The sequence below is a fragment of the Streptomyces sp. NPDC008092 genome, assembly GCF_042957285.1.
Taxonomy (GTDB): Bacteria; Actinomycetota; Actinomycetes; order Streptomycetales; family Streptomycetaceae; genus Streptomyces.
Genome location: NZ_JBIBHY010000003.1, coordinates 659,067 through 683,014, shown reverse-complemented (window position 1 = coordinate 683,014; position 23,948 = coordinate 659,067). Strand labels below are relative to the sequence as shown.

Sequence of the window (23,948 nt, the reverse complement as noted above, 5' to 3'; positions counted from 1 at the left end):
ACCCGGCCGGGGGCAGTCCCGTACGCACATACGTCAACCCCCCGGAATACGGAGTATGCCGGGGGGTGATCAGCGGGCTCAATAGATGAGAGACCGGTAAGAAGAGTGCGGGACAACTGTTACGCGCCGGGGTGAACACCGTTACACAACCGCGTGGTTCCACGCGGCGCGCCGGTGTTACGCGCCGGCGTTCTCCTTGACGGTGATCTTGCCCTTGCGGATGGTCGCGAGGCGCGGGGCCTTCTTCGCGATCGCGGAGTCGTGGGTGACCATGATGAAGGTCAGCCCGTGCTCCTTCCACATGCGCTCCAGTACGTCCATGATCTCGTCGCGCATGCCCTCGTCGAGGTTGCCGGTGGGCTCGTCGGCGAGCAGCACCTTGGGGTGCTTGACCAGGGCCCGGGCGATGGCGACGCGCTGCTGCTGGCCGCCGGACAGCTCGGAGGGCAGGTGGCCGAGGCGCTCGCCGAGACCGACCGACGTCAGCGCCTCGGCGGCGCGGTCACGCCGTTCCTTGGTCTTGATGCCGAGCGGGACGAGGGCGGTCTCGACGTTCTCCTGGGCGGTGAGCGTCGGGATCAGGTTGAACGACTGGAAGACGAAGCCGATGTTCTCGCTGCGGACCCTCGTCAGCTTGGTCTCGGAGAGCTTGGCCAGGTCGGTGCCGTCGAGGACGACCTCGCCGGAGGTCGGCCGGTCCAGGCCGCCCAGCATCTGCAGGAGGGTGGACTTGCCGCCGCCGGTGGGGCCCTGGATGACCAGGCGGTCGCCGTCGGCGATGGTGAGGTCGATCCCGTCGAGGGCGCGGACGGTGTCCTTGCCGCGTGTGTAGAGCTTCGTGACGTTTCTGAGTTCGTACATGGTGGCTCCTGGAGGGTGTTCGGGGTGGGGCGGCTTGATCGTCGGCTGCGGATGGGTGGGGGCTGGTCGCGCAGTTCCCCGCGCCCCTAATGGGGCGCTGTAGTCGCGTCAGCTTCGTAGCTGCGGGCAGGCGTGCCGCAGGGCGGCACGGGTGGGCGCTGGGGGTCCCCCCGGCCGAAGGCTGGGGGAGGCACCCCGCGAGCGCGGGCGACACCCCCACCCCAGCCACAGCCGACGTCAACTACTCGACCCGCCGCAGCGCATCCGCAGGACGGAGCCGCGACGCGCGCCAGCCGCCGAACGCGCCCGCGATGAGACCGCCGGCCACCGCGAGGCCCACCGCCAGCGCGATCGTCGTCACGCTGACCGGCGCCGTGAGGGCGACCTCCAGCGTCTTCGCGGCCTGCCGGCCGGGACCGCCGCCGAAGCCGCCGCCCCCGCCACCACCGCCGAAGCCGCCACCACCGGTGCCGCCGCCACCGCCACCGCCGCTGCCGACGGAGGCGTCCAGCGTGGGGCTGATCGCGGTGACCACGTAGGCGCCGACCAGACCGAGCCCGATCCCGAGCGCACCGCCGACCAGGCCGTTGACCATGGCCTCACCGATGACCTGCCGGGTGACCCGGCCGGACTTCCAGCCCAGCGCCTTCAGCGTGCCGAACTCGCGGACGCGGCGGGAGACCGCCGAGGAGGTGAGCAGGCCGGCGACCAGGAACGCGGCCACCAGCACCGCGATGGACAGCCACTTGCCGACGTTGGTGGCGAGCGAGGACGCCGTGGACAGCGAGCCGGAGACGGTGTCCGCGAGGTCGGCGGAGGTGGTGACCGTCGTACCCGAGACGTTGCTCTGGATGGTCTTCTTCACCGAGGAGATCTGCTTGGAGTCGGTCGCCTTGACGTAGATCGTGGTGACCTTGTTCTTCTCGTCGGCGAGCGTCTGCGCCTGCTTCAGCGGCATGTACAGGTTGGCCGCCGCGTCACCGCTGTCGGCCGTCGCGATGCCGATGATCGTGAACTTGACCTTGTTGATGGTGACGGTCGAACCGACCTTGTACTTCTTCTCCTTGGCGTACGCCGAGTCGGCGACCAGCACCTTGGAGTTCGTCTCGGTGGTCTTGAAGGTACGGCCGCTGGTGATCTTCGACGAGGTCAGCGGGCCGACCGCGGTCTGGGTGACGTCGGTGCCGTAGACCGTGTACGAGTTGACGTCGAAGTTGGCGCCGCCGCCCTGGACCTCGCCCTGCGGTGCCCCGGTGCCACCGCCGCCACGGGTGCCGCCGTTGCCGCCGGATCCCTGGTTCTGCTGGAACTGACCCCGGGTGAACTGGCCGCTGATCTTGACCACGTTGAGGTTCAGCCCGCCGACCGCGGTCGCGACGCCCTTCTGGTCGCCGACCTTGGTGACGGTGGTGGAGGCGAGGGTGGTGAAGCCCTGCACCATGACGCGGTCACTGCTCTGCGTGCTCGACGAACCGTTGTTCTGCGCGTCGAAGTTGAAGCGCGGCCGCTGGGAGGCGCTCGTGGACGCCGACGCGGCCTTGGTGACCGTCATGTCCGTTCCCAGGCCGTACAACGACTGGAGGACCTTGTCCTGCGCCTTCCCCATGCCGTTGGACACGGAGTTGACCACGATGACCAGTGCGATGCCCAGCGCGAGGCCGGAGGCGACGACGAGAGCCGCCTTTCTGCGGCGGCGCAGTTCGCGCCTCAGGTAGGTGAAGAACATGACCGCAAGGTAGGGACGCACCGTGATGGCTCGATAAGGCCTAAATAAGAGATGCATGAGAAGGCTGTGCGGGTCCCCGGAAACACCGATGCCGCCCCTGGGGACGGCATCGGTGCGCTGTGCGCCTGCTGTGCTGTGGCTGTGGTCAGACGGCCGAACCGGCCTTCCAGTCGGCCCAGTTCATGTTCCAGCCGTTGAGGCCGTTGTCGGGGGCCACGGTCTTGTCCCCGGTGTGGGAGATGACCACGACGTCACCGATGATCGAGTGGCTGTACATCCAGTACGCCGGCGTGCTGGTGTCGTCGGCACCCTTGGTGTCGGACAGGCCCACGCAGCCGTGGCTGGTGTTCACCGCGCCGAAGACGGACTTGGCGCCCCAGTAGTTGCCGTGCAGGAAGGTGCCGGAGCTGGTGAGGCGGATGGCGTGCGGCACGTCCTTGATGTCGTACTCGCCCTTGCCGTCGCTGTCGGTGAAGCCCACGGTCGCGCCGTTCATGCGCGTCTCCTTGAACTTCTCGGACATCACCATGACGCCGTTGTACGTCTTGTTCTCGGGCGAACCGGCGGAGATCGGGATGGTCTTGACGGTCTTGCCGTCCTGGGTGACCTTCATCTCCTTGGTCTGGGCGTCGACGTAGGAGACCTGGTTGCGGCCGATGTGGAAGGTGACCGTCTTCTGCTGGACGCCGTAGACACCGGAGGCGCCCTCGACACCGTCGAGCGCCAGCTTCAGCGTGACGGTGGAGTTCTCCTTCCAGTAGTCCTCGGGACGGCAGTCCATGCGCTGCGTGGAGAACCAGTGGCAGGCGATCTCCTGGCCGCTGGTGGAGGTGACCGTGATGCCCTTCTGGACGGCGGCCTTGTTCGTGATCTGCTTGTCGAAGTTGATCGACACGGGCATGCCGACGCCGACGGTCGAGCCGTCCTCGGGGGTGAAGGTGCCTATGAAGCTGTTGGTCGGGGAGACCGTGGTGAAGGACGCGTTCTCGTGCGCGACCAGGCCGGCGGAGTCCTTGGCCTCGGCGGCGACCTTGTAGGTGGTGGACCGCTCCAGCTGGGCCGAGGGCTTCCAGCTGGTCTTGTCGGCGGACAGCGCGCCGGCGACCGCGGTGCCGTCGGCGGTGGTCATGGTGACGCTGGTGAGCGTGCCCTTGCTGACGGTGACGGCCGCGGAGTTGTTGATCGACGCGTTGGCCGAGCCGTCCCTGGGCGTGATGGTGATGTCGGCCTTCGACGACTTCTTGGCCGCGGCCTCGTCCGCCTGGGCCTGCGAGCTCTGGCCGCCCCCGGACGCCTTGTCGTCGCTGCCGGAACACGCCGTGAGCACCAGCACACCGCCGAGCAGAGCGGACGCGGCCACCAGGCCCTTGCGCCGCTTACTGTCCGAAATCACACGCTTCTCCATCGTTGCCGAGTCGCGAACACACCGAGAGTCCCCGTCAGGAGGTCTCAACGCTGAGGCCGCACCGTCCCGTTCCACATTCTCCGGATCTGTGGGGCACACCACGCCCACCGGGGCGGCCGGTGCGGGAGGGACCGGTCACACGCCCCCGAAGACGACGAAACCCCGGACGGCGGTTGCCGCCCGGGGTCACCGGTTCCCCGGATCGCTCAGCCGATGCCGCCCTCTTCGTCGTCGCCCTCGCCATCATCCTCGTCGAGATCCCAGTCCGGCGAATCAGGATCGTAGGAAATCCGCTCGCTGGACCAGGAGGCCTGCTGGAGCTCGACCCCGGGCACCTCGCTGACCAGGTCGAACGGGTCGACGAGATAGGCGAGCGCCTCGGCGGTGTCTTCCGTCACAGCCGCCTCGGCCTGGGTCCGCTCCTCGCCGGGCAGGTCGGGATCCCCGGCGATCCGGCGCAGCGCGGCCTTGGTGAGTTCGCCGGCGTCCTCCACTTCGAGGACCAGCTCCACCCGAAGCCGCACAAAACGTGATGTCTCTGGAGTGCTCATGGCGGGAGCGTACGACCGAAACCTCCCGTGACTTTCCCGTGACCCGCGACTTTCACTAACATCTGCCCACACGGCCAATTCGCCAGCGTCACAAGGGGATCGATATTCCGTGTCATCCGCTCGCCGCCCGTTGCTGACCGCCACCGCCGCAGGCACGCTCCTGTGCGCACTGTGGTTCGTCCCGTCCGCCCACGCGTCGCAGGACGCCCAGGCGAGAACCGGCACGTCGGAGAGTACGGCGATCCGCGTCACCCAGCAGGCGAAGGCACTGTCCGAGGCCACGTCGGAGGCGACCGGGGACGCCACCCAACTCGCCGACACCGGCAGCCCGGACACCACGCCGTACGTCATCGGCGGCACCCTCTTCCTCGCCGTCGGCGCGGGCTTCGTGGTCTATTCGGTCCGCCGGGAACGCCTGGAGTTCTAAATAACTTGACCAATCCTTGACCGGGGACTCAGAGTCCTCTCATGAAGAGATCATCGGGCGTGCGGACCTGCGCCCTCGCCGCCGGCGGCGTGCTGTCCCTCGCCCTCATCACGGGCTGCTCCGACGCCAGTTCCACGGACTCCTCGGGCACCACGCGTGCGGCGTCCGCCGTCAAGGCGCTGAGCACCGGCGAGTTGAAGCAGCGGATCCTCGCGCAGGGCGAGGTGGACGGCTACAAGGTCAACGCGATCGGCGAGGCCGCACCGACCCGGAGCACCGTCAAGTCCAGCGACGAGAAGTGCCGCCCGCTCGCCTACGTCCTCACCGGCCTCGCCCCGGCCGACCCGGCGACCGAGATCGGCCGCACGGTCCGCGAGGACAAGAAGGACCCCACCGACGACGCGACCTCCCTCGACGACATGGCCGACGGCAAGTTCGAGAGCGCGCTCAAGGACTCCCTGAACCTGGACATCACCTCCCTCGACCTGTCGTCGTACGACGGCGACGGCGCGCAGCAGGCCCTGAAGGCGGTCGAGGACGCCCTCGCGAACTGCGCCACGGGCTTCACCGGCGGCACCGCCGCCGACAAGCAGAAGGTCACCAAGGTGACGGCCACGAAGGCGTCGGGATCGGGCGACGAGTCGGTCGCCTTCACCGCCGTCACCGACATGGACGGCGACAAGGGCCCGCTGCACGTCGAGGTCGTCCGCTACGGCAACACGGTCGCCACGTACTTCACGATGAACATCGGCGCGATGATGACCGGCAAGACGTACACGGTCCCGACGGCAGTGATCAAGGCCCAGTCGGCGAAGCTGAAGTAGACGCGCGGTTCCCCGCGCCCCTTGAACAGGGGCGCGGGGAGCAACTCAGGGGCGCTGGGGGTACCCCCGGCCGAAGGCTGGGGGAGGAACTGCGCGACCAGCCCCCACCCGCCCGCGGCCGACGAACTACCGCAGCGCCCCGGTCACCTTCTCCGCCGCCGCGACAACTCCCCCGCCCCGCACGAACTCCTCCGCCGCGGCCAGATCCGGCGCGAGGAACCTGTCGGGCCCCGGCCCCTGCACCCCCGCGGAGCGCACCGCGTCGATCACCGCCCGCGAGGCCGGTGCCGGCGCCAGCCCCTCCCGCAACTCGACGGCCCGGGTGGCCGCGTACAGCTCGACGGCGATGATCCGCGTCAGATTGCCCACGGCCGTCCGCAGCTTGCGCGCGGCCGACCACCCCATCGACACGTGGTCCTCCTGCATCGCCGAGGACGGGATCGAGTCGGCCGACGCCGGAACGGCCAGCCGCTTCAGCTCGCTCACCAGCGCCGCCTGCGTGTACTGCGCGATCATCAGCCCCGAGTCGACGCCCGCGTCGTCGGCGAGGAACGGCGGCAGCCCGTGGCTGCGGTTCTTGTCCAGCAGCCGGTCGGTGCGCCGCTCGGCGATGGACCCGAGGTCGGCCACCGCGATGGCGAGGAAGTCGAGGACGTAGGCGACCGGCGCCCCGTGGAAGTTGCCGTTGGACTCCACCCGCCCGTCGGGCAGGACGACGGGGTTGTCGACGGCCGACGCCAGCTCCCGCTCCGCGACCAGCCGGGCGTGCGCGAGCGTGTCCCGCCCGGCCCCGGCCACCTGCGGAGCACACCGCACCGAGTACGCGTCCTGGACGCGCGGCGCGTCGTCCTGGTGGTGCCCGGTCAGCTGGGAGCCCTGGAGCACGGCGAGCATGTTGGCGGCGCTGTCGCCCTGCCCCGGGTGCGGCCGGATGGCGTGCAGCTCGGGCGCGAGCACCCGGTCCGTACCGAGCAGCGCCTCAAGGCTCAACGCGGCCGTGACGTCGGCCGACTTGTAGAGCATGTCCAGGTCGGCGAGGGCCATGACCAGCATGCCGAGCATGCCGTCGGTGCCGTTGAGGAGGGCAAGACCCTCCTTCTCGCGCAGTTCGACGGGGGCGATCCCGTGCTCGGCGAGCAGCTCGCCGGCGGGCCGCACGACCCCGTCGGGGCCCTCGGCGTCGCCCTCGCCCATGAGCGTGAGGGCGCAGTGGGACAGCGGGGCCAGGTCCCCGGAGCAGCCCAGGGAGCCGTACTCGTGCACGACCGGGGTGATGCCGGCGTTCAGCACGTCGGCCATGGTCTGGGCGACCTCGGGACGCACACCGGTGTGTCCGGAGCAGACGGTCTTCAGCCGCAGGAACATCAGGGCCCGTACGACCTCGCGCTCCACCCGCGGCCCCATGCCGGCCGCGTGCGAACGGACGATGTTGCGCTGCAGCTGGGCCCGCAGCTCCGGACTGATGTGCCGGGTCGCCAGGGCTCCGAAGCCGGTGCTGACGCCGTAGACCGGGTCCGGCTTGGCCGCCAGCGCGTCCACGATCTCGCGGGCCGCCGCGAGGGCCGCGACCGCCTCCGCGGACAGTTCGATCCGGGCGCCGCCGCGCGCCACGGCGAGAACGTCGGACGCGGTGACACCGGACGTCCCCACCACCACAGTGTGCATATCCATATTCAGGAGCGTACGCAGTGAATGCGGCCGCTGTCACTAGTGGGGTACGGGGTTGCCCCTTACTTGTACGTCACAGCCGTACGCCACACCCGTACGTCACAGCCCCCGGCGCCCGCGGAAGCTCCGCCGTTCGGCCCGCTCCGGCGGCGGCGCGTCGGCCAGCCGCACCACGGGGTCGTCCGGCCCCTCCCGCCCGGCCACCACCGGCCGCTCGGCACGCAGCGCCTTGGCCCGGTACTGGGCCGCGTCGGCGAGCCGGAACAGCCGGCGCCCCGAACGCACAGGACCGATCGGGTCGGCGGTCGAGGCGACCCCGCACGCGACCCCCTCCCCCTGCTCCAACTCCCCGGCCCGGCGGCAGAGTTCGCCGGCCGCCTTGACCACGTCGTCGGCCGGCGGGCCGACCGCGAGCAGGCAGAACTCGTCCCCGCCGAGCCGTGCGGCCAGCGCGCCCGGAAGCATCGCCCCGCACAGCGACAGCACCGAGCCGAAGCGTTCCAGGAGACGGTCGCCGACGGCGTGCCCGCAGGTGTCGTTGACCTTCTTCAGCCCGTTCAGGTCGCAGACGACGAGACTGACCACGACCCCGTCCGCACGGTGCTGCTCGATCGCCTCGTCGAGGCGCACGTCGACGGCGCGGCGGTTGGCGAGCCCGGTGAGGGCGTCGGTGTACGCGAGCCGGCGCGCCTCCTCCAGCTGCTCGGTCTGCGCGATCCCGGCGGCGACGACGGAGGCGAGGACGGTGGCGAAGTCGGCGTCGGCGCGGTCGAAGACGGGGGCGTGGACGGCGCGGGCCACGTACAGCTCGCCCCAGGCCCTGCCGTGCAGCACGATCGGGGCGACCAGACAGCAGCCGCGGCCCCGGCGGCGCAGGGCGGCGACGCGCTGGTGGGAGTAGCCGGGGCGGCCGGCGGCGGGACCCCCGGCCGTCTCGACCCAGGCGTTGGGGCCGCCGCCGCCCGCCCAGCGTTCGTGGAGGAACTCGGTGATCTCCGGGAACTGGTGCACCGGATAGGCCTCGGCCTCCGGGAACTCCTCCTCGTCCGGGGCGCGCTCCCCGACGTTCACGAGGACCCGGAGCCGGCCGAGCTCGCGCTCCCAGACGGAGAGCGCGGCGAAGCTGCCGTCGAGCGCGCGGCAGGCACCGGCGGCGGCGGCGCACCAGCACTCGTGTGGGGTGTGAGCCGCGGCCATGCCCTGCGCTAGCGCCACGACGGCGGCGAGCCGGTTGTCCTCACCCATTACTCCAGGTTAGGGATGATTTGTATGATTCGGGACGCTGGTGCGGCGAACAGGTGTTGCGGGGCGGGCGCATCGTCGCGGCCTGCGGCCCGGTGGGGGTTGCTCGCACAGTTCCTCCCCCGGCCGAAGGCTGGGGGAGGAACCCTGCAAGCGCCGGTAAGCGACCCCACCCCCCGGCCCCAGCCCACCCGCAGGGCTACTCCCCCGGCCACTCCGGCCGCCGCTTCTCGTTGAACGCCGCCACCCCCTCCGCCCGGTCCCCCGAGAACGCCACCGTCCGCCACGCCGCGTCCTCGACCTCAAGGCCCGTCCGCAGATCGAGCCCGTGTCCGAGCCGCAACGCCCGCTTCGCCGCCCGCAGCCCCACCGGCGAGTTCGCCGCCATCCGCGCCGCCAGCTCCAGCGCCGCCTCCCGGTCCCGCCCCGCCTCCACCAGCTCGTCGACCAGCCCCAGCGCACGCGCCTCCGGCGCCTCCACCCGCCGCGCCGAGAAGATCAGCTCGGCCGCGCGGGCCGCTCCCACCCGGCGCGGCAGCAGCTGCGTACCGCCGCCGCCCGGGATCACGCCCACCGACACCTCGGGCAGGCCCACCACGGCCGTGCCGTCGGCCACGATCACGTCGCAGGACAGGGCCAGTTCGAAGCCCCCGCCGAGCGCGTAGCCGTGCACGGCGGCGATGGTCGGCATCGGCAGCTCCAGCACACCGGTGTACGCCCCGCGCGACAGCGGCCGCGACCGCAGCAGCTCCGCGTCGGACATCGCGTTGCGCTCCTTCAGGTCGGCGCCGACGCAGAACGCCCGCTCGTGCGAGGAGGTCAGCACGACCACCCGGGCGTCCCGGTCGGCGCTCAGCGCGGCACACGCGGCCACGATCGAACGCGCCATCTCCGCCGACACCGCGTTCATGGCCTTGGGCCGGTCCAGCACAAGCTCCGCGACCTGGCCGTGCCGCCGTACCAGCACGAACTCCCCGAACCGCTCCTCGCTCACGACACACCCTCCGGTTAACGTGGGTTAACAGCCTGGCCTCGATCATCGCAGCCGAGTTGCGAACGGGAAAGGGCCGCCGCCCGGTTCCCGCACCCAGCCCCGGCAACCCGTTCGAGTGACATCCCGCCCAAGTCCCGCCTCACCGCCCAAGGGAGCGCATAACGTGCGCTCGCCATGGCGCATCGGGGGCGCGAGCGCACCGGGGAGGGATCGTGATGACCGAGTCGTCGACGCAGCCGACGCGAGACACCGACCTCACAGCCGCAGAGCCGGCATCGGCCGCGGACACCGCCCCGGCCGGCCCGCGCCTGTTCATCCCCCACCCCCGGGGCCGGCACCGCCGCCCCCGCCCCCGCCGGGTCCTGCTCGTCGCCGGCGGAATCGCGCTGGCCGCCGGGGCCCTGAGCCTGGTCCGGGTGGGCGTCGGTCCGGACGCCGGCGGCCCCGGCGCCGCCGAGGCGGAACCGCGGCTGGATCCGGGCACCGGGCCGGACCGGTCGACCCCCGCCGCCGCCACGGTCGCCACCGCCACGGCCATCCCCCGGCCGGCCCTCTCGCCGACCTCGGTGACCTCGGTGACGGGCGGGGCGGCTCCCGCGCCGACGACGACCTCCACCGTCGTACCCCTCCCGGCCGCACCGTCGAACGCGCCCGCCGCACCGGCCGCACCGGCCCCGACCACCATCCCCGAGTCCCCCAACCCGCCGCCCCCGCCGCCCCCGGCGGCCACCCCGCGACCCGCCTCGACGCCACCCCGCGCCACGTCCGCCCCCGCGCCCACCCCGCAGCCCTCCGCCCCCGGCCGGCCCGGCCTCTGCGTCCCGATCATCGGCCTGTGCGTCGACGCGGCGGCAGGGCCCGGCAGCTGACGCAACGTCGACCGCCGAATCCGCAGACTGCCGGAGGGGCTGGAGGAGACCGGAGGAGAGCTGAGGAGACCGGGCCTACGAGGCCGGGACCGCCCCGTCCCGGCGGGTGAGCAGCCAGGGCTCCACGACTCCCAGGCCACGCACCGGACGCTGCCACATCGGCTGCAGCGCGAAGCGGTACACCGGGGGCTCCTCGCCCTCCTTCTCGGCGGTCGCCGCCTCCTCCGCCGCGGCCGCCTCCGAGGCCGGCGCCTCCCCCACCCGGATCAGCTCCTCCGCGAACGCGCTGTCGACGAGCACGGCGTCGCGCGGGGCTATCGAGGTGAGGCGGGAGGCGAGGTTCACGGTCGTACCGAAGACATCGCCCATTCGGGTGGTGACCGTGCCGAAGGCCATGCCGACCCGCAGCTCCGGCATCGTCTCGTCGTGCGCCATGGTCTCCACCAGGCGCAGCGCGATGTCGGCGGCGACACCGGCGTCGTCGGCGGCGTACAGGACCTCGTCGCCGAGGGTCTTGATGAGCCGGCCGCCGCGGGCCGCCACCAGGTCGGCGGCGGTGGTCTCGAAGGCCTCGACCAGCTCGCCGAGTTCCTCCTCCTCCATGCGCCGGGTCAGCCGGGTGAACCCCACGAGGTCGGCGAAGCCGACGGCGAGGCGGCGGTCGACCATCTCCTCGTCGTCGGTGGCCTGCACGACCCGGCCGGCCGAGGCGGCGAGCTGGCGGCGCCAGACGTAGACGAGGAACTCCTCCAGTTCGGGCAGGAGCAGTTCGACGATCGGGTACGTGACCTCGGTACGGGTCATGCCCGGCTCGGGGGGCTCGGTCAGGCCCTCCAGGAAGGAATCCATCTGCCACTCGGCCAGACGGGCGGTGGTCTGCCCCGTGGACCGCGCCACCTGCACGGCCATGGCCTCGCTGAGCAGCCCCGCCTCGACGAGGCCGGCGAGCCGGCGCAGGGCCAGCACGTCGGCCTCCGTCAGCGCCTTGGCCTGCCCGATGTCGGCGAAGCCCATCGCCCGCCAGAACCTCGACGCCAGCTCCATGGAGACGCCGGCACTGCGGGCCGCCTGGAAGGGGGTGTAGCGGCGCTCGGCCCCGAGGATCAGGCCTTCGAGACGCAGCGCGAGGGGGTCCTCGCCGGAGTCGGCGGCGTCCGCGCCCGCGCCGGAGCCCGTGTCGTCGACGGTCACGCCTGCTGCCCTTCCGATCTACCGCGGTCGCATACCGACCAGGCTCAACTCTACGGCAGCTGTGCGGTAGCTCACTTCGTGAGGTAAGCCGACTTCGGGGTGGCTCGGGGTCGAGTTCCGGGTGCGGGCGGGTGGGGGTTGCTCGCGCAGTTCCCCGCGCCCCTGACGGGGCGCTTCACAGCCACCCAGCTGCGGGCAGGCGTGCCGCAGGGCGGCACGGGTGGGCGCAGCGGCACCCTGCCAGCGCCGGTAAGCGACCCCACCCCCCGGCCCAGCCCACCCGCACCCGCACCCACCCTCACGCCGGCCGCAAGTGCACGATGTCCCCCGCCCCCACCGGCTCCTGGACCCCGTCCTCCGTGGCGATCACCAGCCTCCCGTCGCCGTCGATCGCCACCGCCTCCCCGACCAGCGCCCGGTCCCCGGGCAGCTCCGCCCGCACCGTCCGCCCCAGCGTCGCGCAGCCCGCCGCGTAGGCCTCCTGGAGCCCGCTCGCGGCCGGATCGCCGCCCGCCGCGCGCCACCGCCCGTACCAGTCCTCCAGAGACCGCAGGACGGCCCTCAGCAGCGTCTCCCGGTCCGTGCTCACCGCCCCGGCCAGCGCCAGCGAAGCGGCCTGCGGCACCGGCAGCTCCGCCGCGCGGAGCGTGACGTTGATGCCGACGCCGACCACCACGGCGTCGTCGCCGGCCCGCTCCGCGAGAATGCCCCCGGCCTTGCGCTCCTCGTCACCGACGGTGACGAGGAGGTCGTTCGGCCACTTGAGCGCCGTGTCGACGCCCGCCGCCTTCGCCAGCCCCGTCGCCACCGCCACCCCCGTGAGCAGCGGCAGCCAGCCCCAGCGGGCCACCGGCACCTCGGCCGGCTTCAGCAGCACGGAGAGGAACAGGCCCGAGCGCGCCGGTGCCGTCCACTGCCGGTCCAGGCGGCCCCGCCCGGCCGTCTGCTCCTCGGCGACCAGCACCGCGCCCTCGTCGGCGTCCCCCGCGACGGCCCGGGCCACGAGGTCGGAGTTGGTGGAGCCGGTGCGGTCCACCACCTCGATGTCGGTGTACAGGCCCCCGTGCCCGCCGTCCCGCACCAGGGCCTTGCGCAGCCCCGCCCCGTTCAGCGGTGGACGGTCCAGGTCGGACCAACGATTGTTGTTCGCATCTGCTGCGTCTCGCGGCGTCATGCAAGCCACCCTAGGTGTGTTGTACGCCGCACTGCCGTTTGGTAGGCGCCCCACTACTCTACGGATGAGTAACCGTCCCCCCTTTTGAGCAGGCAGGGAGCCGCATCCCGATGTCCGAGCCGGAAGAGATCGACATTCACACGACCGCGGGGAAGCTCGCGGATCTCCAGCGCCGTGTCCACGAAGCGACACACGCCGGTTCGGAGCGCGCCGTCGAAAAGCAGCACGCCAAGGGCAAGCTGACGGCCCGTGAGCGGATCGAGCTGCTCCTCGACGAGGGCTCCTTCATCGAGCTGGACGAGTTCGCCCGGCACCGCTCCACCAACTTCGGCCTGGAGAAGAACCGCCCCTACGGGGACGGCGTCGTCACCGGGTACGGCACGGTCGACGGCCGCCCCGTCGCCGTCTTCTCCCAGGACTTCACCGTCTTCGGCGGCGCCCTCGGCGAGGTCTACGGCCAGAAGATCGTCAAGGTGATGGACTTCGCCCTGAAGACCGGCTGCCCGGTCATCGGCATCAACGACTCCGGCGGCGCCCGGATCCAGGAGGGGGTCGCCTCCCTCGGTGCCTACGGCGAGATCTTCCGCCGCAACACCCACGCGAGCGGCGTGATCCCGCAGATCTCGCTCGTCGTCGGCCCCTGCGCGGGCGGCGCCGTGTACTCCCCGGCCATCACCGACTTCACGGTCATGGTCGACCAGACGTCCCACATGTTCATCACCGGACCGGACGTCATCAAGACGGTGACCGGCGAGGACGTCGGCTTCGAGGAGCTGGGCGGCGCCCGGACCCACAACTCCGTCTCCGGCGTGGCCCACCACATGGCCGGCGACGAGAAGGACGCCGTCGAGTACGTCAAGCAGCTGCTGTCGTACCTGCCGTCCAACAACCTCTCCGAGCCCCCGGTCTTCCCCGAGGAGGCCGACCTCGCGGTCACCGACGAGGACCGCGAGCTGGACACCCTGGTCCCGGACAGCGCCAACCAGCCGTACGACATCCACACGGTGATCGAACACGTCCTCGACGACGGCGAGTTCTTCGAGACGCAGGCCTTGTTCGCCCCGAACATCGTCACCGGCTTCGGCCGCGTGGAGGGCCACCCGGTCGGCATCGTCGCCAACCAGCCGATGCAGTTCGCCGGCTGCCTGGACATCAAGGCGAGCGAGAAGGCCTCCCGCTTCGTCCGCACCTGCGACGCCTTCAACGTCCCGGTCATCACCTTCGTCGACGTGCCCGGCTTCCTGCCCGGCGTCGACCAGGAGCACGACGGCATCATCCGGCGCGGCGCCAAGCTGATCTACGCCTACGCCGAGGCCACCGTCCCCCTCATCACCGTCATCACCCGCAAGGCCTTCGGCGGCGCCTACGACGTCATGGGCTCCAAGCACCTGGGTGCCGACCTCAACCTGGCCTGGCCGACCGCCCAGATCGCCGTCATGGGCGCCCAGGGCGCCGTCAACATCCTGCACCGCCGCACCATCGCGGAGGCGGAGGAATCGGGCGAGGGCGAGGCCACCCGGGCGCAGCTCATCCGGGAGTACGAGGACACCCTCCTCAACCCCTACACGGCGGCCGAGCGCGGCTACATCGACGCGGTCATCATGCCGTCGGACACCCGCCGCCACGTCGTACGGGGCCTGCGCCAGCTCCGTACCAAGCGCGAGTCCCTGCCCCCGAAGAAGCACGGCAACATCCCCCTCTAAGGAGCCGCTGTGACGATCAAGGTCATACGGGGCAACCCGACCCCGGAGGAGCTGGCCGCCGCACTGGCGGTCGTAAGGGCCCGCGCGGCGACCCTGACGGCCGCCCCGTCCGGCACCCCGCCGACGACGAGCGCCTGGTCCGACCCGGGCCGCATCGCCCAACACCGCGTCCCGCACCCGAGCCCAAGCGCATGGACCCGCACTTACTGGCCGGCCTAGGAGCAACAGACTCGGGGGGCGGGGAACCGCGCACATAAGTGGAACCCCGGCCCCCAATCTGAGTACCCCTACTCAGGCGCCGCCCCCCGGCCAAGCCGCACGCTGGTGACATGCTGTGGTCGGACCCCGAAGACGAGCCGCCGAAGGACCTGCAGGACATGCAGAAGAGCCTCCGGCGGCTCGGCGTCCTCCTGGCCCTGGTCATGGTCGTACTGATGATCGTGCTCGGCGTGAGGTGAGCAGCCCTCCGTCGGCCCCCACCGATACGCTGCCCCCATGCGCAGACTCGTCCTCGCCTCCCAGTCCCCCGCCCGGCTGAACCTCCTGCGCCAGGCGGGCCTCGCCCCCGAGGTGATCGTCAGCGGCGTCGACGAGGACGCCGTCACCGCCCCCACCCCGGCCGACCTGGCCCTCGCCCTCGCGGAGGCGAAGGCGTCCGTGGTCGCCGCCCGCCCCGACGTCCAGGGCGCGATCGTCATCGGCTGCGACTCCGTGCTGGACCTCGACGGCCAGGCCCTCGGCAAGCCGGGCGACGCCGAGGAGGCCACCGCCCGCTGGAAGTCGATGCGCGGCCGGGCCGGCACCCTGCAGACCGGGCACTGCGTCTGGGACACGGCGAGCAAGCGCTGGGTGTCGGCGACCGCGTCCACGGTCGTACGGTTCGGCGACCCCACCGACGCGGAGATCGCCGCGTACGTCGCCACGGGCGAACCCCTCTACGTGGCGGGAGCGTTCACCCTGGACGGCCGCAGCGCGCCGTTCGTCGAGGGCATCGACGGCGACCACGGCAACGTGATCGGCATCAGCCTGCCCCTGGTCCGCCGGCTGCTGGCGGAGCTCGGCGTCGGCATCACGGAGTTGTGGGCGCCGGTGGAGTGAACGGCCCCGCGGGCGGCGTGTCGTTCTTCGCCCCGGGCTCCGGCCCCGGCCCCGGTTCCGGGTCGCTCGCGGGCCCGGAGCCGCCCTCGCCGCCGCCGTCGGCCTCCGCCCCGGCCACGCCGGCCCCGTCCACCTGGTCGTACGTCATCAGCAGCAGCACGACGAGCGCGAGGACGACCACCATGAACAGGAACGCCCTCCAGCCGACCAGCCCCCAGGACACGGCGCCCAGGAGGGCGTGTACGACCGCCACGCTGATCAGCAGCACCCGGCCGAGGCCCGCGGGCGGCCGGTTGCGCACGGCGACCAGCAGGGCCACCAGGCCGCACAGCGCGAAGTAGAGGCCGAAGACCACCGCGCCGGCCTTCGCGGACGTCGACATCCGGTCCGGGTCGAGACCGGCCAGGGACATGTCCTGACGGTCGACGACCACTCCCATGAACCAGTTGAGCGCCGCGATGCCGACTGCCTCGGCGAAGAGTATGAACGCCACCACCCACGCCACCGGTCTCCGCACCACCGGTCCCCACCCACTTTCGTTCACGGCCCGGTCCGAGCCGGTGTTACTTGAAGTACGTTCAAGACATCGCGAACGCTACTAACGGGTAAACCGCGGGACAAGGGTCCGGTCGGCAGCAAAGAATCGTTGGGCCATTCGTAGGGACTCAACAAAGAAACGGAGTGGGGCGCGGCACGCTCTCACAGAGACCTTGACCACATGACGGAGCTAGGGTTTCCCGAAGGAGTCCTGCGTACCGAGGTGCGACAAGGGATTTCCCGGGTCGGGTGAGCCTCGCATCACGCTCCGTGTGGGCAAGGTCACCATTGGGGACGGGTCGAAGTGCCGTGTCGGCAGTCCCTAAACTCGGCTTGTTTCAAGGAGGGAGCCTCAATCGTGCGCAAGGTGCTCATCGCCAACCGTGGCGAAATCGCTGTCCGCGTGGCCCGGGCCTGCCGGGACGCCGGGATCGCGAGCGTGGCCGTCTACGCGGAACCGGACCGGGACGCTCTGCACGTCCGCGCCGCGGATGAGGCGTTCGCCCTGGGCGGTGACACCCCCGCCACCAGCTACCTGGACATCTCCAAGGTCCTCAACGCCGCCCGCGAAGCCGGCGCGGACGCCGTCCACCCGGGCTACGGGTTCCTCTCCGAGAACGCCGAGTTCGCGCAGGCGGTCCTGGACGCGGGCCTGACCTGGATCGGCCCGCCGCCGCAGGCGATCCGCGACCTGGGCGACAAGGTGGCGGCCCGGCACATCGCCCAGCGCGCCGGCGCCCCCCTGGTGGCCGGCACCCCGGACCCGGTCTCGGGCGCCGACGAGGTCGTGGCCTTCGCCGAGGAGCACGGCCTGCCGATCGCCATCAAGGCGGCCTTCGGCGGCGGCGGGCGCGGCCTGAAGGTCGCCCGCACCCTCGAAGAGGTCCCCGAGCTGTACGACTCCGCCGTCCGTGAGGCGGTGGCCGCCTTCGGCCGCGGCGAGTGCTTCGTCGAGCGCTACCTGGACCGCCCCCGGCACGTGGAGACCCAGTGCCTGGCCGACACCCACGGCAACGTGGTGGTCGTCTCCACCCGTGACTGCTCGCTGCAGCGCCGCCACCAGAAGCTGGTCGAGGAGGCCCCCGCGCCGTTCCTCTCCGAGGCCCAGGTCGCCGAGCTGTACCGCGCCTCCAAGGCCATCCTCAAGGAGGCCGGCTACGTCGGCGCCGGCACCTGCGAGTTCCTGGTCGGCCAGGACGGCACGATCTCCTTCCTGGAGGTCAACACCCGCCTCCAGGTCGAGCACCCGGTGACCGAGGAGGTCGCCGGCATCGACCTGGTCCGCGAGATGTTCCGGATCGCCGACGGCGAGGAACTCGGCTACGACGACCCGGAGCTGCGCGGTCACTCGTTCGAGTTCCGCATCAACGGCGAGGACCCGGGCCGCAACTTCCTGCCCGCCCCCGGCACGGTCACCCGCTTCGACGCCCCCTCCGGCCCCGGCGTCCGCCTGGACGCGGGCGTGGAGGCCGGCTCGGTCATCGGCCCCGCCTGGGACTCCCTGCTCGCCAAGCTGATCGTCACCGGCCGCACCCGTGCGGAGGCCCTGCAGCGGGCCGCCCGCGCCCTGGACGAGTTCCAGGTCGAGGGCATGGCCACGGCGATCCCGTTCCACCGCGTCGTCGTCCGCGACCCGGCGTTCGGCCCCGAGCTGACCGGCTCCGAGGACCCGTTCACGGTCCACACCCGCTGGATCGAGACCGAGTTCGTCAACGAGATCAAGCCCTTCGCCGCCCCGGCCGACGCCGAGGCCGAGGACGACAAGGACCGCGAGACGATCGTGGTCGAGGTCGGCGGCAAGCGCCTGGAGGTCTCCCTCCCGGCGTCCCTGGGCATGACCCTGGCCCGCACCGGCCTCGCCGCCGGCGCCAAGCCGAAGCGCCGCGCGGCCAAGAAGTCGGGCCCGGCGGCCTCCGGTGACACCCTCGCCTCGCCGATGCAGGGCACGATCGTCAAGGTCGCGGTCGAGGAGGGCCAGGAGGTCAAGGAGGGCGACCTGATCGTCGTCCTGGAGGCCATGAAGATGGAGCAGCCCCTCAACGCCCACAAGGCCGGCACCGTGAAGGGCCTCGCCGCCGAGGTCGGCGCGTCCCTCACCTCCGGCGCCGTGATCTGCGAGATCAAGGACTGACGCCGCCCCGTACGGCATCGCCCGGCGAACGTCACCCCGTTCGCCGGGCGTCCGACCTTCCGGAACGGCCCATGCGCGCCGACGCCCGCCGCAACCACGACCGACTGCTCGCCGAGGCCCGCACCGTCTTCGCCGAGCACGGCACGGACGCCTCCCTGGAGGACGTGGCCCGCCGGGCGGGCGTGGGCATCGGCACCCTCTACCGCCACTTCCCGACCCGGCACGCCCTGATGAGCGCGGTCTTCGAGGACGCGGTGAGTGAACTCCTGGCCAGAGCCCGCGAGTTGCGGACGGCCCCGCACCCGTGCCAGGCCCTGCTGACCTGGCTCCACGAGGTGGTCGTCCACGCGGCGGCGTACCGGGGCCTGTCGAGGGCCCTGATGTCGGCGTCCCCGGACTCGGCCCTGTCCCGCTGCGGCACCCCGATGCGGGAGGCGGGCAACGCCCTTCTGACCCGCGCTCAGGAGGCGGGCACGGTAAGGGCTGACGTATACATCGACGATCTCCTGCAACTCACCCACGCCATCGCCCTGGCAGCGGAGGAGTCACCGGGAGACCCGCAGTTGGCGGACCGCTTGCTGACCTTGACTCTGAACGGGCTCAAGCACCAACCCCCAGGGGCGCGGGGCACGGCGCGGGCAACCGGACACAACCCGCTCCCGCCCGACCACGTGCACCCCCACGGCGCCTAGGCGCTCAAGCCCCTCACCGGCGCCGCATGTCAGCGACCCGCCCCCGCTCGGCCCCCGTCGGCGGCTCTCCCCCCAGCATCGAAGCGGACCGCAGCCCCGGCCCCTGGCTCCGCCGCGGCCCCGGCAGGGCGACGTCCCGACGCTGCTGCTGATGCTGCTGCCGCGCCGGGGCCTGATCACCCCCCGGGTGCCCCGACGCCCCGGCCACGGCGATCTGCACCCCCTGGTCGGCAAGGGCCTGCAGCTCGGTGACGGCACGGTCGTCGTGGGGCGGCGGCTCGTCCGTGACCAGCCGGGTGATGAGATCGGTCGGCACGGTCTGGAACATCGTGTCCGTGCCGAGCTTGGTGTGGTCGGCGAGGATGACGACCTCCGCGGCGGCCTGCACCAGCGCCCGGTCGACGGACGCCGACAGCATGTTGGACGTGGACAGTCCCCGCTCGGCCGTCAGGCCGCTCCCGGACAGGAAGGCCTTCGACACGCGCAGTCCCTGCAGGGACTGCTCCGCACCGGAGCCCACGAGGGCGTAGTTGGACCCGCGGAGCGTCCCGCCGGTCATCACGACCTCGACCCGGTTGGCATGGGCCAGCGCCTGCGCCACCAGCAGGGAGTTGGTGACGACGGTCAGCCCGGGCACTCTCGCCAGCCGGCGCGCGAGCTCCTGGGTCGTGGTCCCCGCCCCGACCACGATGGCCTCGCCCTCTTCGACGAGACCCGCGGCGAGATCGGCGATGGCCGTCTTCTCGGCGGTCGCGAGATGAGATTTCTGCGGAAAGCCGGACTCCCGCGTGAACCCGCCCGGCAGTACCGCACCGCCGTGCCGGCGGTCGAGGAGTCCTTCTGCCTCCAGTGCGCGCACGTCCCGCCGTACGGTCACTTCGGAGGTCTGGACGACGCGGGCGAGCTCACGGAGCGACACGGCCCCGTTCGCTCGCACCATTTCGAGGATCAATTGGCGACGTTCTGCAGCGAACACGAAACTGACAGTAACCCCAACGACCGTCTGCTTTCAGCAGTTTGCGCCGAATAGCAGAAGTTGTTCGCACAGCAGGGTCGGGAGTGGTATAGGAGCTACCCACCCCGCACATGCCGCACGCATGACCGACAACTCCCCGTGACCAGCGGGGAGTCGGTTCCGGCCGTCAGAGTTCGCTGCCGGTCTTCCGCGTGTGCAGCTGCCGCGCCACCTCGGCGATCGACCCCGAAAGAGACGGATAGACGGTGAACGCGTTCGCGATCTGTTCGACCGTCAGATTGTTGTCGACGGCGATCGAGATCGGATGGATCAGCTCCGAGGCCCGCGGCGAGACGACCACACCGCCCACCACGATCCCCGTGCCCGGCCGGCAGAACAGCTTCACGAAGCCGTCCCGGATGCCCTGCATCTTCGCGCGCGGGTTGCGCAGCAGCGGCAGCTTCACCACCCGGGCGTCGATCTTGCCCGCGTCCACGTCGGCCTGCGTGTACCCCACCGTCGCGATCTCCGGATCGGTGAAGACGTTCGACGACACGGTCTTCAGGTTCAGCGGCGCGACCGCGTCGCCCAGGAAGTGGTACATCGCGATCCGCCCCTGCATGGCGGCCACCGACGCCAGCGCGAACACACCGGTCACGTCACCGGCGGCGTACACCCCCGGAGCCGTCGTCCGCGACACCTTGTCGGTCCAGATGTGCCCGGAGTCGCGCAGCTTGACCCCGGCCTCCTCCAGCCCCAGCCCCGCGCTGTTCGGAATGGCGCCGACGGCCATCAGGCAGTGCGACCCGCTGATGACCCGCCCGTCCGCAAGCGTGACCTCGACCCGGTCCCCGACCCGCTTCGCCGCGGCCGCCCGCGACCGCGCCATGACGTTCATGCCCCGGCGCCGGAAGACGTCCTCCAGGACGGCGGCCGCGTCCGGGTCCTCGCCCGGCAGCACCCGGTCCCGCGAGGAGACCAGCGTGACCCGCGACCCCAGCGCCTGGTACGCACCGGCGAACTCGGCACCGGTGACACCCGACCCGACCACGATCAGCTCTTCGGGCAGCTCGGTGAGGTCGTAGACCTGGGTCCAGTTCAGGATGCGCTCGCCGTCCGGCTGCGCATCGGGCAGCTCACGCGGGTGCCCTCCGGTGGCGATCAGCACCGCGTCCGCGACGAGCGTCTCCTCGCTCCCGTCCGCGGCCGCGACGACGACCTTCCGCGACCCGTCCAGGGCCTGCATGCCCTGCAGCCGCCCACGCCCGCGCATGACCCGGGCACCCGCCCGCGTCACCGAGGCGGTGATGTCGTGCGACTGGGCCAGCGCCAGCCGCTTCACCCGCCGGTTGACCTTCCCCAGGTCGACCCCCACCACCCGCGCCGCCTGCTCCAGCGGCGGGGTGTCGTCGGCGACGATGATCCCCAGCTCTTCGTACGACGAATCAAAGGTCGTCATGACCTCGGCCGTAGCGATAAGGGTCTTCGACGGCACGCAGTCGGTCAGCACCGACGCTCCGCCCAGACCGTCGCAGTCGACGACGGTCACCTCCGCGCCGAGCTGCGCGGCCACCAGCGCCGCTTCATAGCCGCCGGGTCCGCCACCGATGATCACGATCCGAGTCACGTACTCCATTGTCCCGCACGCTTCAAGGTGCTACTGCCCGGGGCCGCCACCCGGCGCCCCCCGGTACGTGAGTGACACCCGTGACGCCTGCCGTACCCTCTCCCCATGTCGTCGCTCTACGCCGCGTACGCCGGCAATCTCGACGCGCGGCTGATGTCCCGCCGCGCCCCGCACTCGCCCCTGCGCGCCACCGGCTGGCTGAACGGATGGCGGCTGACCTTCGGCGGTGAGCAGATGGGCTGGGAGGGCGCCCTGGCGACCATCGTCGAGGACCCCGTCTCCCAGGTCTTCGTCGGCCTGTACGACGTCGCACCCATGGACGAGGAGTCCATGGACCGCTGGGAGGGCGTCGGCCTGGGCATCTACCGCCGCGCCCGGGTCCGCGTGCACACCCTGGAGGGCGAGGAGACCGCCTGGCTCTACGTCCTCGACGGCTACGAGGGCGGCCTGCCCTCCGCCCGCTACCTGGGCGAGATCGCCGACGCAGCCGAGTCCGCGGGCGCACCACACGATTACGTGATGGAGCTGCGCAAGCGACCCTGCTGAGACACCGCGTCCCTACACTTGTGTGACCGACGCACCAACGGGAGAGCGGATGTCCCCCACCACGTACGACGTCTACTACACCGTGCAGGCCGCGGCCGCCCGCGACCGGCTGGACGACCGTCAGCGCATCGCGTTCGACAAGGGCATCGCCCTCCTCGCCCGCGACCCGTTCCTCTCCGTGTCCCGCCCCATAAGCTCCACAGGGGACGACCGCACCATCCGCCTCACCCAGAACGTCCTCGTGGAGTACACGGTCAGCCGCGGCCGGCTGCTGATCTTCATCGTCGAGGTCTTCAACGACAAGGACGTCCTCGTCACCGACGAGTGACCGCGCCCCGGAACCAGCACAGACCCCCCACAGCCAGCTCAAAAGTTCCCTGCGTCACACCCCTCGTCGGAAACGACAAGACAACGATCGCAATCCCATGAGCTCCGTCATCTACGCGCGTAGGCCCAGACCGGCTACTCTCATCCGCGTGAACGCATCTCTTCTTCCGGACGACATCCAGGGCGACCCCCACGCCGCCGCCGACGCGGCCGCCGCCCGCCTGCGCGAACTCACCGGCGCCGACACCCACGACGTCGCCCTCGTGATGGGCTCCGGCTGGGCGCCGGCCGTCGACGCCCTGGGCGCTCCCGACGCCGAGTTCCAGGTCACCGAGCTGCCCGGCTTCCCGCCGCCGGCCGTAGCGGGACACGGCGGCAAGATCCGCTCGTACTCCTCCGGTGACAAGCGCGCGCTGGTCTTCCTGGGCCGCACGCACTACTACGAGGGCCGGGGCGTCGCCGCCGTCGCGCACGGCGTCCGTACCGCCGTGGCCGCCGGCTGCAAGACGATCATCCTCACCAACGGCTGCGGCGGCCTGCGCGAGGGCATGCGTCCCGGCCAGCCGGTCCTCATCAGCGACCACATCAACCTGACGGCGACCTCCCCCATCATCGGCGCCAACTTCGTCGACCTCACCGATCTCTACTCCCCCCGCCTGCGCGCCCTGTGCAAGGAGATCGACCCCAGCCTCGAAGAGGGCGTCTACGCGCAGTTCCCCGGCCCGCACTACGAGACGCCGGCCGAGATCCGCATGGCCCGCGTGATCGGGGCGGACCTCGTGGGCATGTCGACGGTCCTCGAAGCGATCGCCGCGCGCGAGGCGGGCGCCGAGGTCCTGGGCATCTCCCTGGTGACGAACCTCGCCGCGGGCATGACGGGCGAGCCCCTCAACCACGAAGAGGTCCTCCAGGCGGGCCGCGACTCGGCGGCACGCATGGGCGAACTGCTGGCGCAGGTACTGGGCAGGCTCTGAGGACGCCGTCCGGGCTGCCGTGGCCGATCGCGCAGTTCCCCGCGCCCCTTACGGGGCGTTGCAGTCACCCACGGCAGAAACGCAACGGGGCGCTCCGGTCACCCACGACGGAAAGGGAATGGGACGCCGAAGCAGCCGTCTGTCGCAATGGGACGCCGAAGCAGCCGTCTGTCGCCATGGGACGCTGAAGCAGCCGTCTGTCGCAATGGGACGCTGAAGCAGCCGTCTGTCGCCATGGGACGCAAGGGGACGGGGCGGGGAGTTCCCGCCCGCAGCGGCCGGCGTCGGTCGACCCGCACGGCACGAGAGACAGCACCGCCGGTCCGAGGACGGGGACTCCCCGCCCCCGCCCCCCCCCCCCCCCCCCCCCCCCCGCCCCCCCCCCCCCCCCCCCCCCCCCCCCCGGGGGCCCCCCCCCCCCCGCAC

The 23,948-nt window shown here is 71.6% G+C and carries 24 protein-coding genes; 12 read left to right on the top strand and 12 right to left on the bottom strand.

The annotated features are described in order from the left end of the window. Positions 1-177: 177 nt before the first annotated feature. The 4 genes from ACFZB3_RS12420 to ACFZB3_RS12405 all read right to left on the bottom strand — a co-directional run bounded on the left by ACFZB3_RS12420 (position 178) and on the right by ACFZB3_RS12405 (position 4,543). On the bottom strand, positions 178-861 hold the full coding sequence (locus ACFZB3_RS12420; protein ID WP_391373652.1) for an ATP-binding cassette domain-containing protein: 684 nt from the start codon (positions 859-861) through the stop codon (positions 178-180). 241 nt (positions 862-1,102) lie between these two features. Further along, positions 1,103-2,587: an ABC transporter permease gene (locus ACFZB3_RS12415; RefSeq protein ID WP_391373649.1), complete on the bottom strand. Its 1,485-nt coding sequence runs from the start codon at positions 2,585-2,587 to the stop codon at positions 1,103-1,105. Between the two features lie 145 nt (positions 2,588-2,732). Beyond that, positions 2,733-3,992 (bottom strand): Ig-like domain-containing protein, encoded by a 1,260-nt coding sequence (locus ACFZB3_RS12410; protein ID WP_391373646.1) that lies wholly within the window; start codon positions 3,990-3,992, stop codon positions 2,733-2,735. A gap of 206 nt (positions 3,993-4,198) precedes the next feature. Continuing rightward, entirely contained in the window at positions 4,199-4,543 is a 345-nt protein-coding gene (locus ACFZB3_RS12405; protein WP_388906555.1) for a hypothetical protein, read from the bottom strand. A 109-nt stretch (positions 4,544-4,652) separates the two neighbouring features. Between ACFZB3_RS12405 and ACFZB3_RS12400 the strand changes: the two genes are divergently transcribed. Beyond that, on the top strand, positions 4,653-4,970 hold the full coding sequence (locus ACFZB3_RS12400; protein ID WP_391373643.1) for a hypothetical protein: 318 nt from the start codon (positions 4,653-4,655) through the stop codon (positions 4,968-4,970). Between the two features lie 41 nt (positions 4,971-5,011). Then, the gene (locus ACFZB3_RS12395; RefSeq protein ID WP_391373641.1) at positions 5,012-5,794 is read left to right on the top strand and encodes a hypothetical protein; all 783 of its coding nucleotides are present in this window, start codon (positions 5,012-5,014) and stop codon (positions 5,792-5,794) included. Between the two features lie 126 nt (positions 5,795-5,920). On the opposite strand, the gene hutH is transcribed toward ACFZB3_RS12395, so the two are convergent. The 3 genes from hutH to ACFZB3_RS12380 all read right to left on the bottom strand — a co-directional run bounded on the left by hutH (position 5,921) and on the right by ACFZB3_RS12380 (position 9,698). Continuing rightward, entirely contained in the window at positions 5,921-7,459 is a 1,539-nt protein-coding gene (gene hutH / locus ACFZB3_RS12390) for a histidine ammonia-lyase (RefSeq protein ID WP_391374069.1), read from the bottom strand. A 102-nt stretch (positions 7,460-7,561) separates the two neighbouring features. Further along, the gene (locus tag ACFZB3_RS12385; protein WP_391373638.1) at positions 7,562-8,707 is read right to left on the bottom strand and encodes a diguanylate cyclase domain-containing protein; all 1,146 of its coding nucleotides are present in this window, start codon (positions 8,705-8,707) and stop codon (positions 7,562-7,564) included. Positions 8,708-8,903: 196 nt separating this feature from the next. Next, on the bottom strand, positions 8,904-9,698 hold the full coding sequence (locus tag ACFZB3_RS12380; protein WP_391373636.1) for an enoyl-CoA hydratase-related protein: 795 nt from the start codon (positions 9,696-9,698) through the stop codon (positions 8,904-8,906). A gap of 215 nt (positions 9,699-9,913) precedes the next feature. Here ACFZB3_RS12380 and ACFZB3_RS12375 point away from each other — a divergent pair, with 215 nt between their 5' ends. Then, positions 9,914-10,567, top strand: coding sequence for a hypothetical protein (locus tag ACFZB3_RS12375; RefSeq protein WP_391373633.1), 654 nt, complete (start codon positions 9,914-9,916; stop codon positions 10,565-10,567). Between the two features lie 75 nt (positions 10,568-10,642). On the opposite strand, the gene ACFZB3_RS12370 is transcribed toward ACFZB3_RS12375, so the two are convergent. Beyond that, positions 10,643-11,758, bottom strand: coding sequence for an adenylate/guanylate cyclase domain-containing protein (locus ACFZB3_RS12370; RefSeq protein WP_391373631.1), 1,116 nt, complete (start codon positions 11,756-11,758; stop codon positions 10,643-10,645). Between the two features lie 298 nt (positions 11,759-12,056). Further along, positions 12,057-12,932: a biotin--[acetyl-CoA-carboxylase] ligase gene (locus ACFZB3_RS12365; RefSeq protein WP_391373628.1), complete on the bottom strand. Its 876-nt coding sequence runs from the start codon at positions 12,930-12,932 to the stop codon at positions 12,057-12,059. Positions 12,933-13,042: 110 nt separating this feature from the next. On the opposite strand from ACFZB3_RS12365, the gene ACFZB3_RS12360 reads away from it, so the two are divergent. The 4 genes from ACFZB3_RS12360 (at position 13,043) to ACFZB3_RS12345 (ending at position 15,733) form a co-directional block, all read left to right on the top strand. Next, the gene (locus ACFZB3_RS12360; RefSeq protein ID WP_391373626.1) at positions 13,043-14,635 is read left to right on the top strand and encodes a carboxyl transferase domain-containing protein; all 1,593 of its coding nucleotides are present in this window, start codon (positions 13,043-13,045) and stop codon (positions 14,633-14,635) included. Between the two features lie 9 nt (positions 14,636-14,644). Further along, complete coding sequence (locus ACFZB3_RS12355) at positions 14,645-14,854, top strand: acyl-CoA carboxylase epsilon subunit (RefSeq protein ID WP_391373623.1); 210 nt, start codon at positions 14,645-14,647, stop codon at positions 14,852-14,854. Between the two features lie 110 nt (positions 14,855-14,964). Next, positions 14,965-15,093, top strand: a complete 129-nt coding sequence (gene mmpB, locus ACFZB3_RS12350) for a morphogenic membrane protein MmpB (RefSeq protein WP_391373621.1) — start codon at positions 14,965-14,967, stop codon at positions 15,091-15,093. Between the two features lie 37 nt (positions 15,094-15,130). Next, positions 15,131-15,733, top strand: coding sequence for a Maf family nucleotide pyrophosphatase (locus tag ACFZB3_RS12345; protein WP_391373618.1), 603 nt, complete (start codon positions 15,131-15,133; stop codon positions 15,731-15,733). Here the strand turns inward: ACFZB3_RS12345 and ACFZB3_RS12340 are convergent. Then, positions 15,705-16,253, bottom strand: coding sequence for a hypothetical protein (locus ACFZB3_RS12340; protein WP_391373615.1), 549 nt, complete (start codon positions 16,251-16,253; stop codon positions 15,705-15,707). The genes ACFZB3_RS12345 and ACFZB3_RS12340 overlap by 29 nt on opposite strands. 375 nt (positions 16,254-16,628) lie before the next feature. Here ACFZB3_RS12340 and ACFZB3_RS12335 point away from each other — a divergent pair, with 375 nt between their 5' ends. Continuing rightward, entirely contained in the window at positions 16,629-18,401 is a 1,773-nt protein-coding gene (locus ACFZB3_RS12335) for a biotin carboxylase N-terminal domain-containing protein (protein ID WP_391373612.1), read from the top strand. A gap of 71 nt (positions 18,402-18,472) precedes the next feature. Beyond that, positions 18,473-19,093, top strand: coding sequence for a TetR family transcriptional regulator (locus tag ACFZB3_RS12330; RefSeq protein ID WP_391373609.1), 621 nt, complete (start codon positions 18,473-18,475; stop codon positions 19,091-19,093). Between the two features lie 13 nt (positions 19,094-19,106). Here ACFZB3_RS12330 and ACFZB3_RS12325 read toward each other — a convergent pair whose 3' ends face one another. Together ACFZB3_RS12325 and ACFZB3_RS12320 are read right to left on the bottom strand one after the other, a co-directional pair. After that, on the bottom strand, positions 19,107-20,045 hold the full coding sequence (locus ACFZB3_RS12325; protein WP_391374066.1) for a DeoR family transcriptional regulator: 939 nt from the start codon (positions 20,043-20,045) through the stop codon (positions 19,107-19,109). 190 nt (positions 20,046-20,235) lie between these two features. Further along, positions 20,236-21,684, bottom strand: coding sequence for an NAD(P)H-quinone dehydrogenase (locus tag ACFZB3_RS12320; RefSeq protein ID WP_391373607.1), 1,449 nt, complete (start codon positions 21,682-21,684; stop codon positions 20,236-20,238). 96 nt (positions 21,685-21,780) lie between these two features. Between ACFZB3_RS12320 and ACFZB3_RS12315 the strand changes: the two genes are divergently transcribed. The 3 genes from ACFZB3_RS12315 to ACFZB3_RS12305 all read left to right on the top strand — a co-directional run bounded on the left by ACFZB3_RS12315 (position 21,781) and on the right by ACFZB3_RS12305 (position 23,522). Then, positions 21,781-22,221 carry a gamma-glutamylcyclotransferase gene (locus tag ACFZB3_RS12315; RefSeq protein WP_391373605.1) on the top strand — a complete coding sequence of 147 codons (441 nt, stop codon included), beginning with the start codon at positions 21,781-21,783 and terminating at the stop codon, positions 22,219-22,221. A 49-nt stretch (positions 22,222-22,270) separates the two neighbouring features. After that, the gene (locus ACFZB3_RS12310; protein ID WP_391373602.1) at positions 22,271-22,549 is read left to right on the top strand and encodes a type II toxin-antitoxin system RelE/ParE family toxin; all 279 of its coding nucleotides are present in this window, start codon (positions 22,271-22,273) and stop codon (positions 22,547-22,549) included. A 148-nt stretch (positions 22,550-22,697) separates the two neighbouring features. After that, entirely contained in the window at positions 22,698-23,522 is an 825-nt protein-coding gene (locus ACFZB3_RS12305; RefSeq protein WP_351485257.1) for a purine-nucleoside phosphorylase, read from the top strand. Positions 23,523-23,948 lie beyond the last annotated feature (426 nt).

What these genes read in the sequence shown, in the direction of transcription:
- ACFZB3_RS12365 (WP_391373628.1), bottom strand. Translation starts at nt 12,932, where the DNA reads ATGACGCCGCGAGACGCAGCAGATGCGAACAACAATCGTTGGTCCGAC.
- ACFZB3_RS12315 (WP_391373605.1), top strand. Translation starts at nt 21,781, where the DNA reads ATGTCGTCGCTCTACGCCGCGTACGCCGGCAATCTCGACGCGCGGCTG.
- ACFZB3_RS12405 (WP_388906555.1), bottom strand. Translation starts at nt 4,543, where the DNA reads ATGAGCACTCCAGAGACATCACGTTTTGTGCGGCTTCGGGTGGAGCTG.
- ACFZB3_RS12375 (WP_391373633.1), top strand. Translation starts at nt 9,914, where the DNA reads ATGACCGAGTCGTCGACGCAGCCGACGCGAGACACCGACCTCACAGCC.
- ACFZB3_RS12330 (WP_391373609.1), top strand. Translation starts at nt 18,473, where the DNA reads ATGCGCGCCGACGCCCGCCGCAACCACGACCGACTGCTCGCCGAGGCC.
- ACFZB3_RS12360 (WP_391373626.1), top strand. Translation starts at nt 13,043, where the DNA reads ATGTCCGAGCCGGAAGAGATCGACATTCACACGACCGCGGGGAAGCTC.
- ACFZB3_RS12420 (WP_391373652.1), bottom strand. Translation starts at nt 861, where the DNA reads ATGTACGAACTCAGAAACGTCACGAAGCTCTACACACGCGGCAAGGAC.
- ACFZB3_RS12320 (WP_391373607.1), bottom strand. Translation starts at nt 21,684, where the DNA reads ATGGAGTACGTGACTCGGATCGTGATCATCGGTGGCGGACCCGGCGGC.
- ACFZB3_RS12345 (WP_391373618.1), top strand. Translation starts at nt 15,131, where the DNA reads ATGCGCAGACTCGTCCTCGCCTCCCAGTCCCCCGCCCGGCTGAACCTC.
- ACFZB3_RS12310 (WP_391373602.1), top strand. Translation starts at nt 22,271, where the DNA reads ATGTCCCCCACCACGTACGACGTCTACTACACCGTGCAGGCCGCGGCC.
- hutH (WP_391374069.1), bottom strand. Translation starts at nt 7,459, where the DNA reads ATGCACACTGTGGTGGTGGGGACGTCCGGTGTCACCGCGTCCGACGTT.
- ACFZB3_RS12415 (WP_391373649.1), bottom strand. Translation starts at nt 2,587, where the DNA reads ATGTTCTTCACCTACCTGAGGCGCGAACTGCGCCGCCGCAGAAAGGCG.
- ACFZB3_RS12385 (WP_391373638.1), bottom strand. Translation starts at nt 8,707, where the DNA reads ATGGGTGAGGACAACCGGCTCGCCGCCGTCGTGGCGCTAGCGCAGGGC.
- ACFZB3_RS12395 (WP_391373641.1), top strand. Translation starts at nt 5,012, where the DNA reads ATGAAGAGATCATCGGGCGTGCGGACCTGCGCCCTCGCCGCCGGCGGC.
- ACFZB3_RS12410 (WP_391373646.1), bottom strand. Translation starts at nt 3,992, where the DNA reads ATGGAGAAGCGTGTGATTTCGGACAGTAAGCGGCGCAAGGGCCTGGTG.
- mmpB (WP_391373621.1), top strand. Translation starts at nt 14,965, where the DNA reads ATGCTGTGGTCGGACCCCGAAGACGAGCCGCCGAAGGACCTGCAGGAC.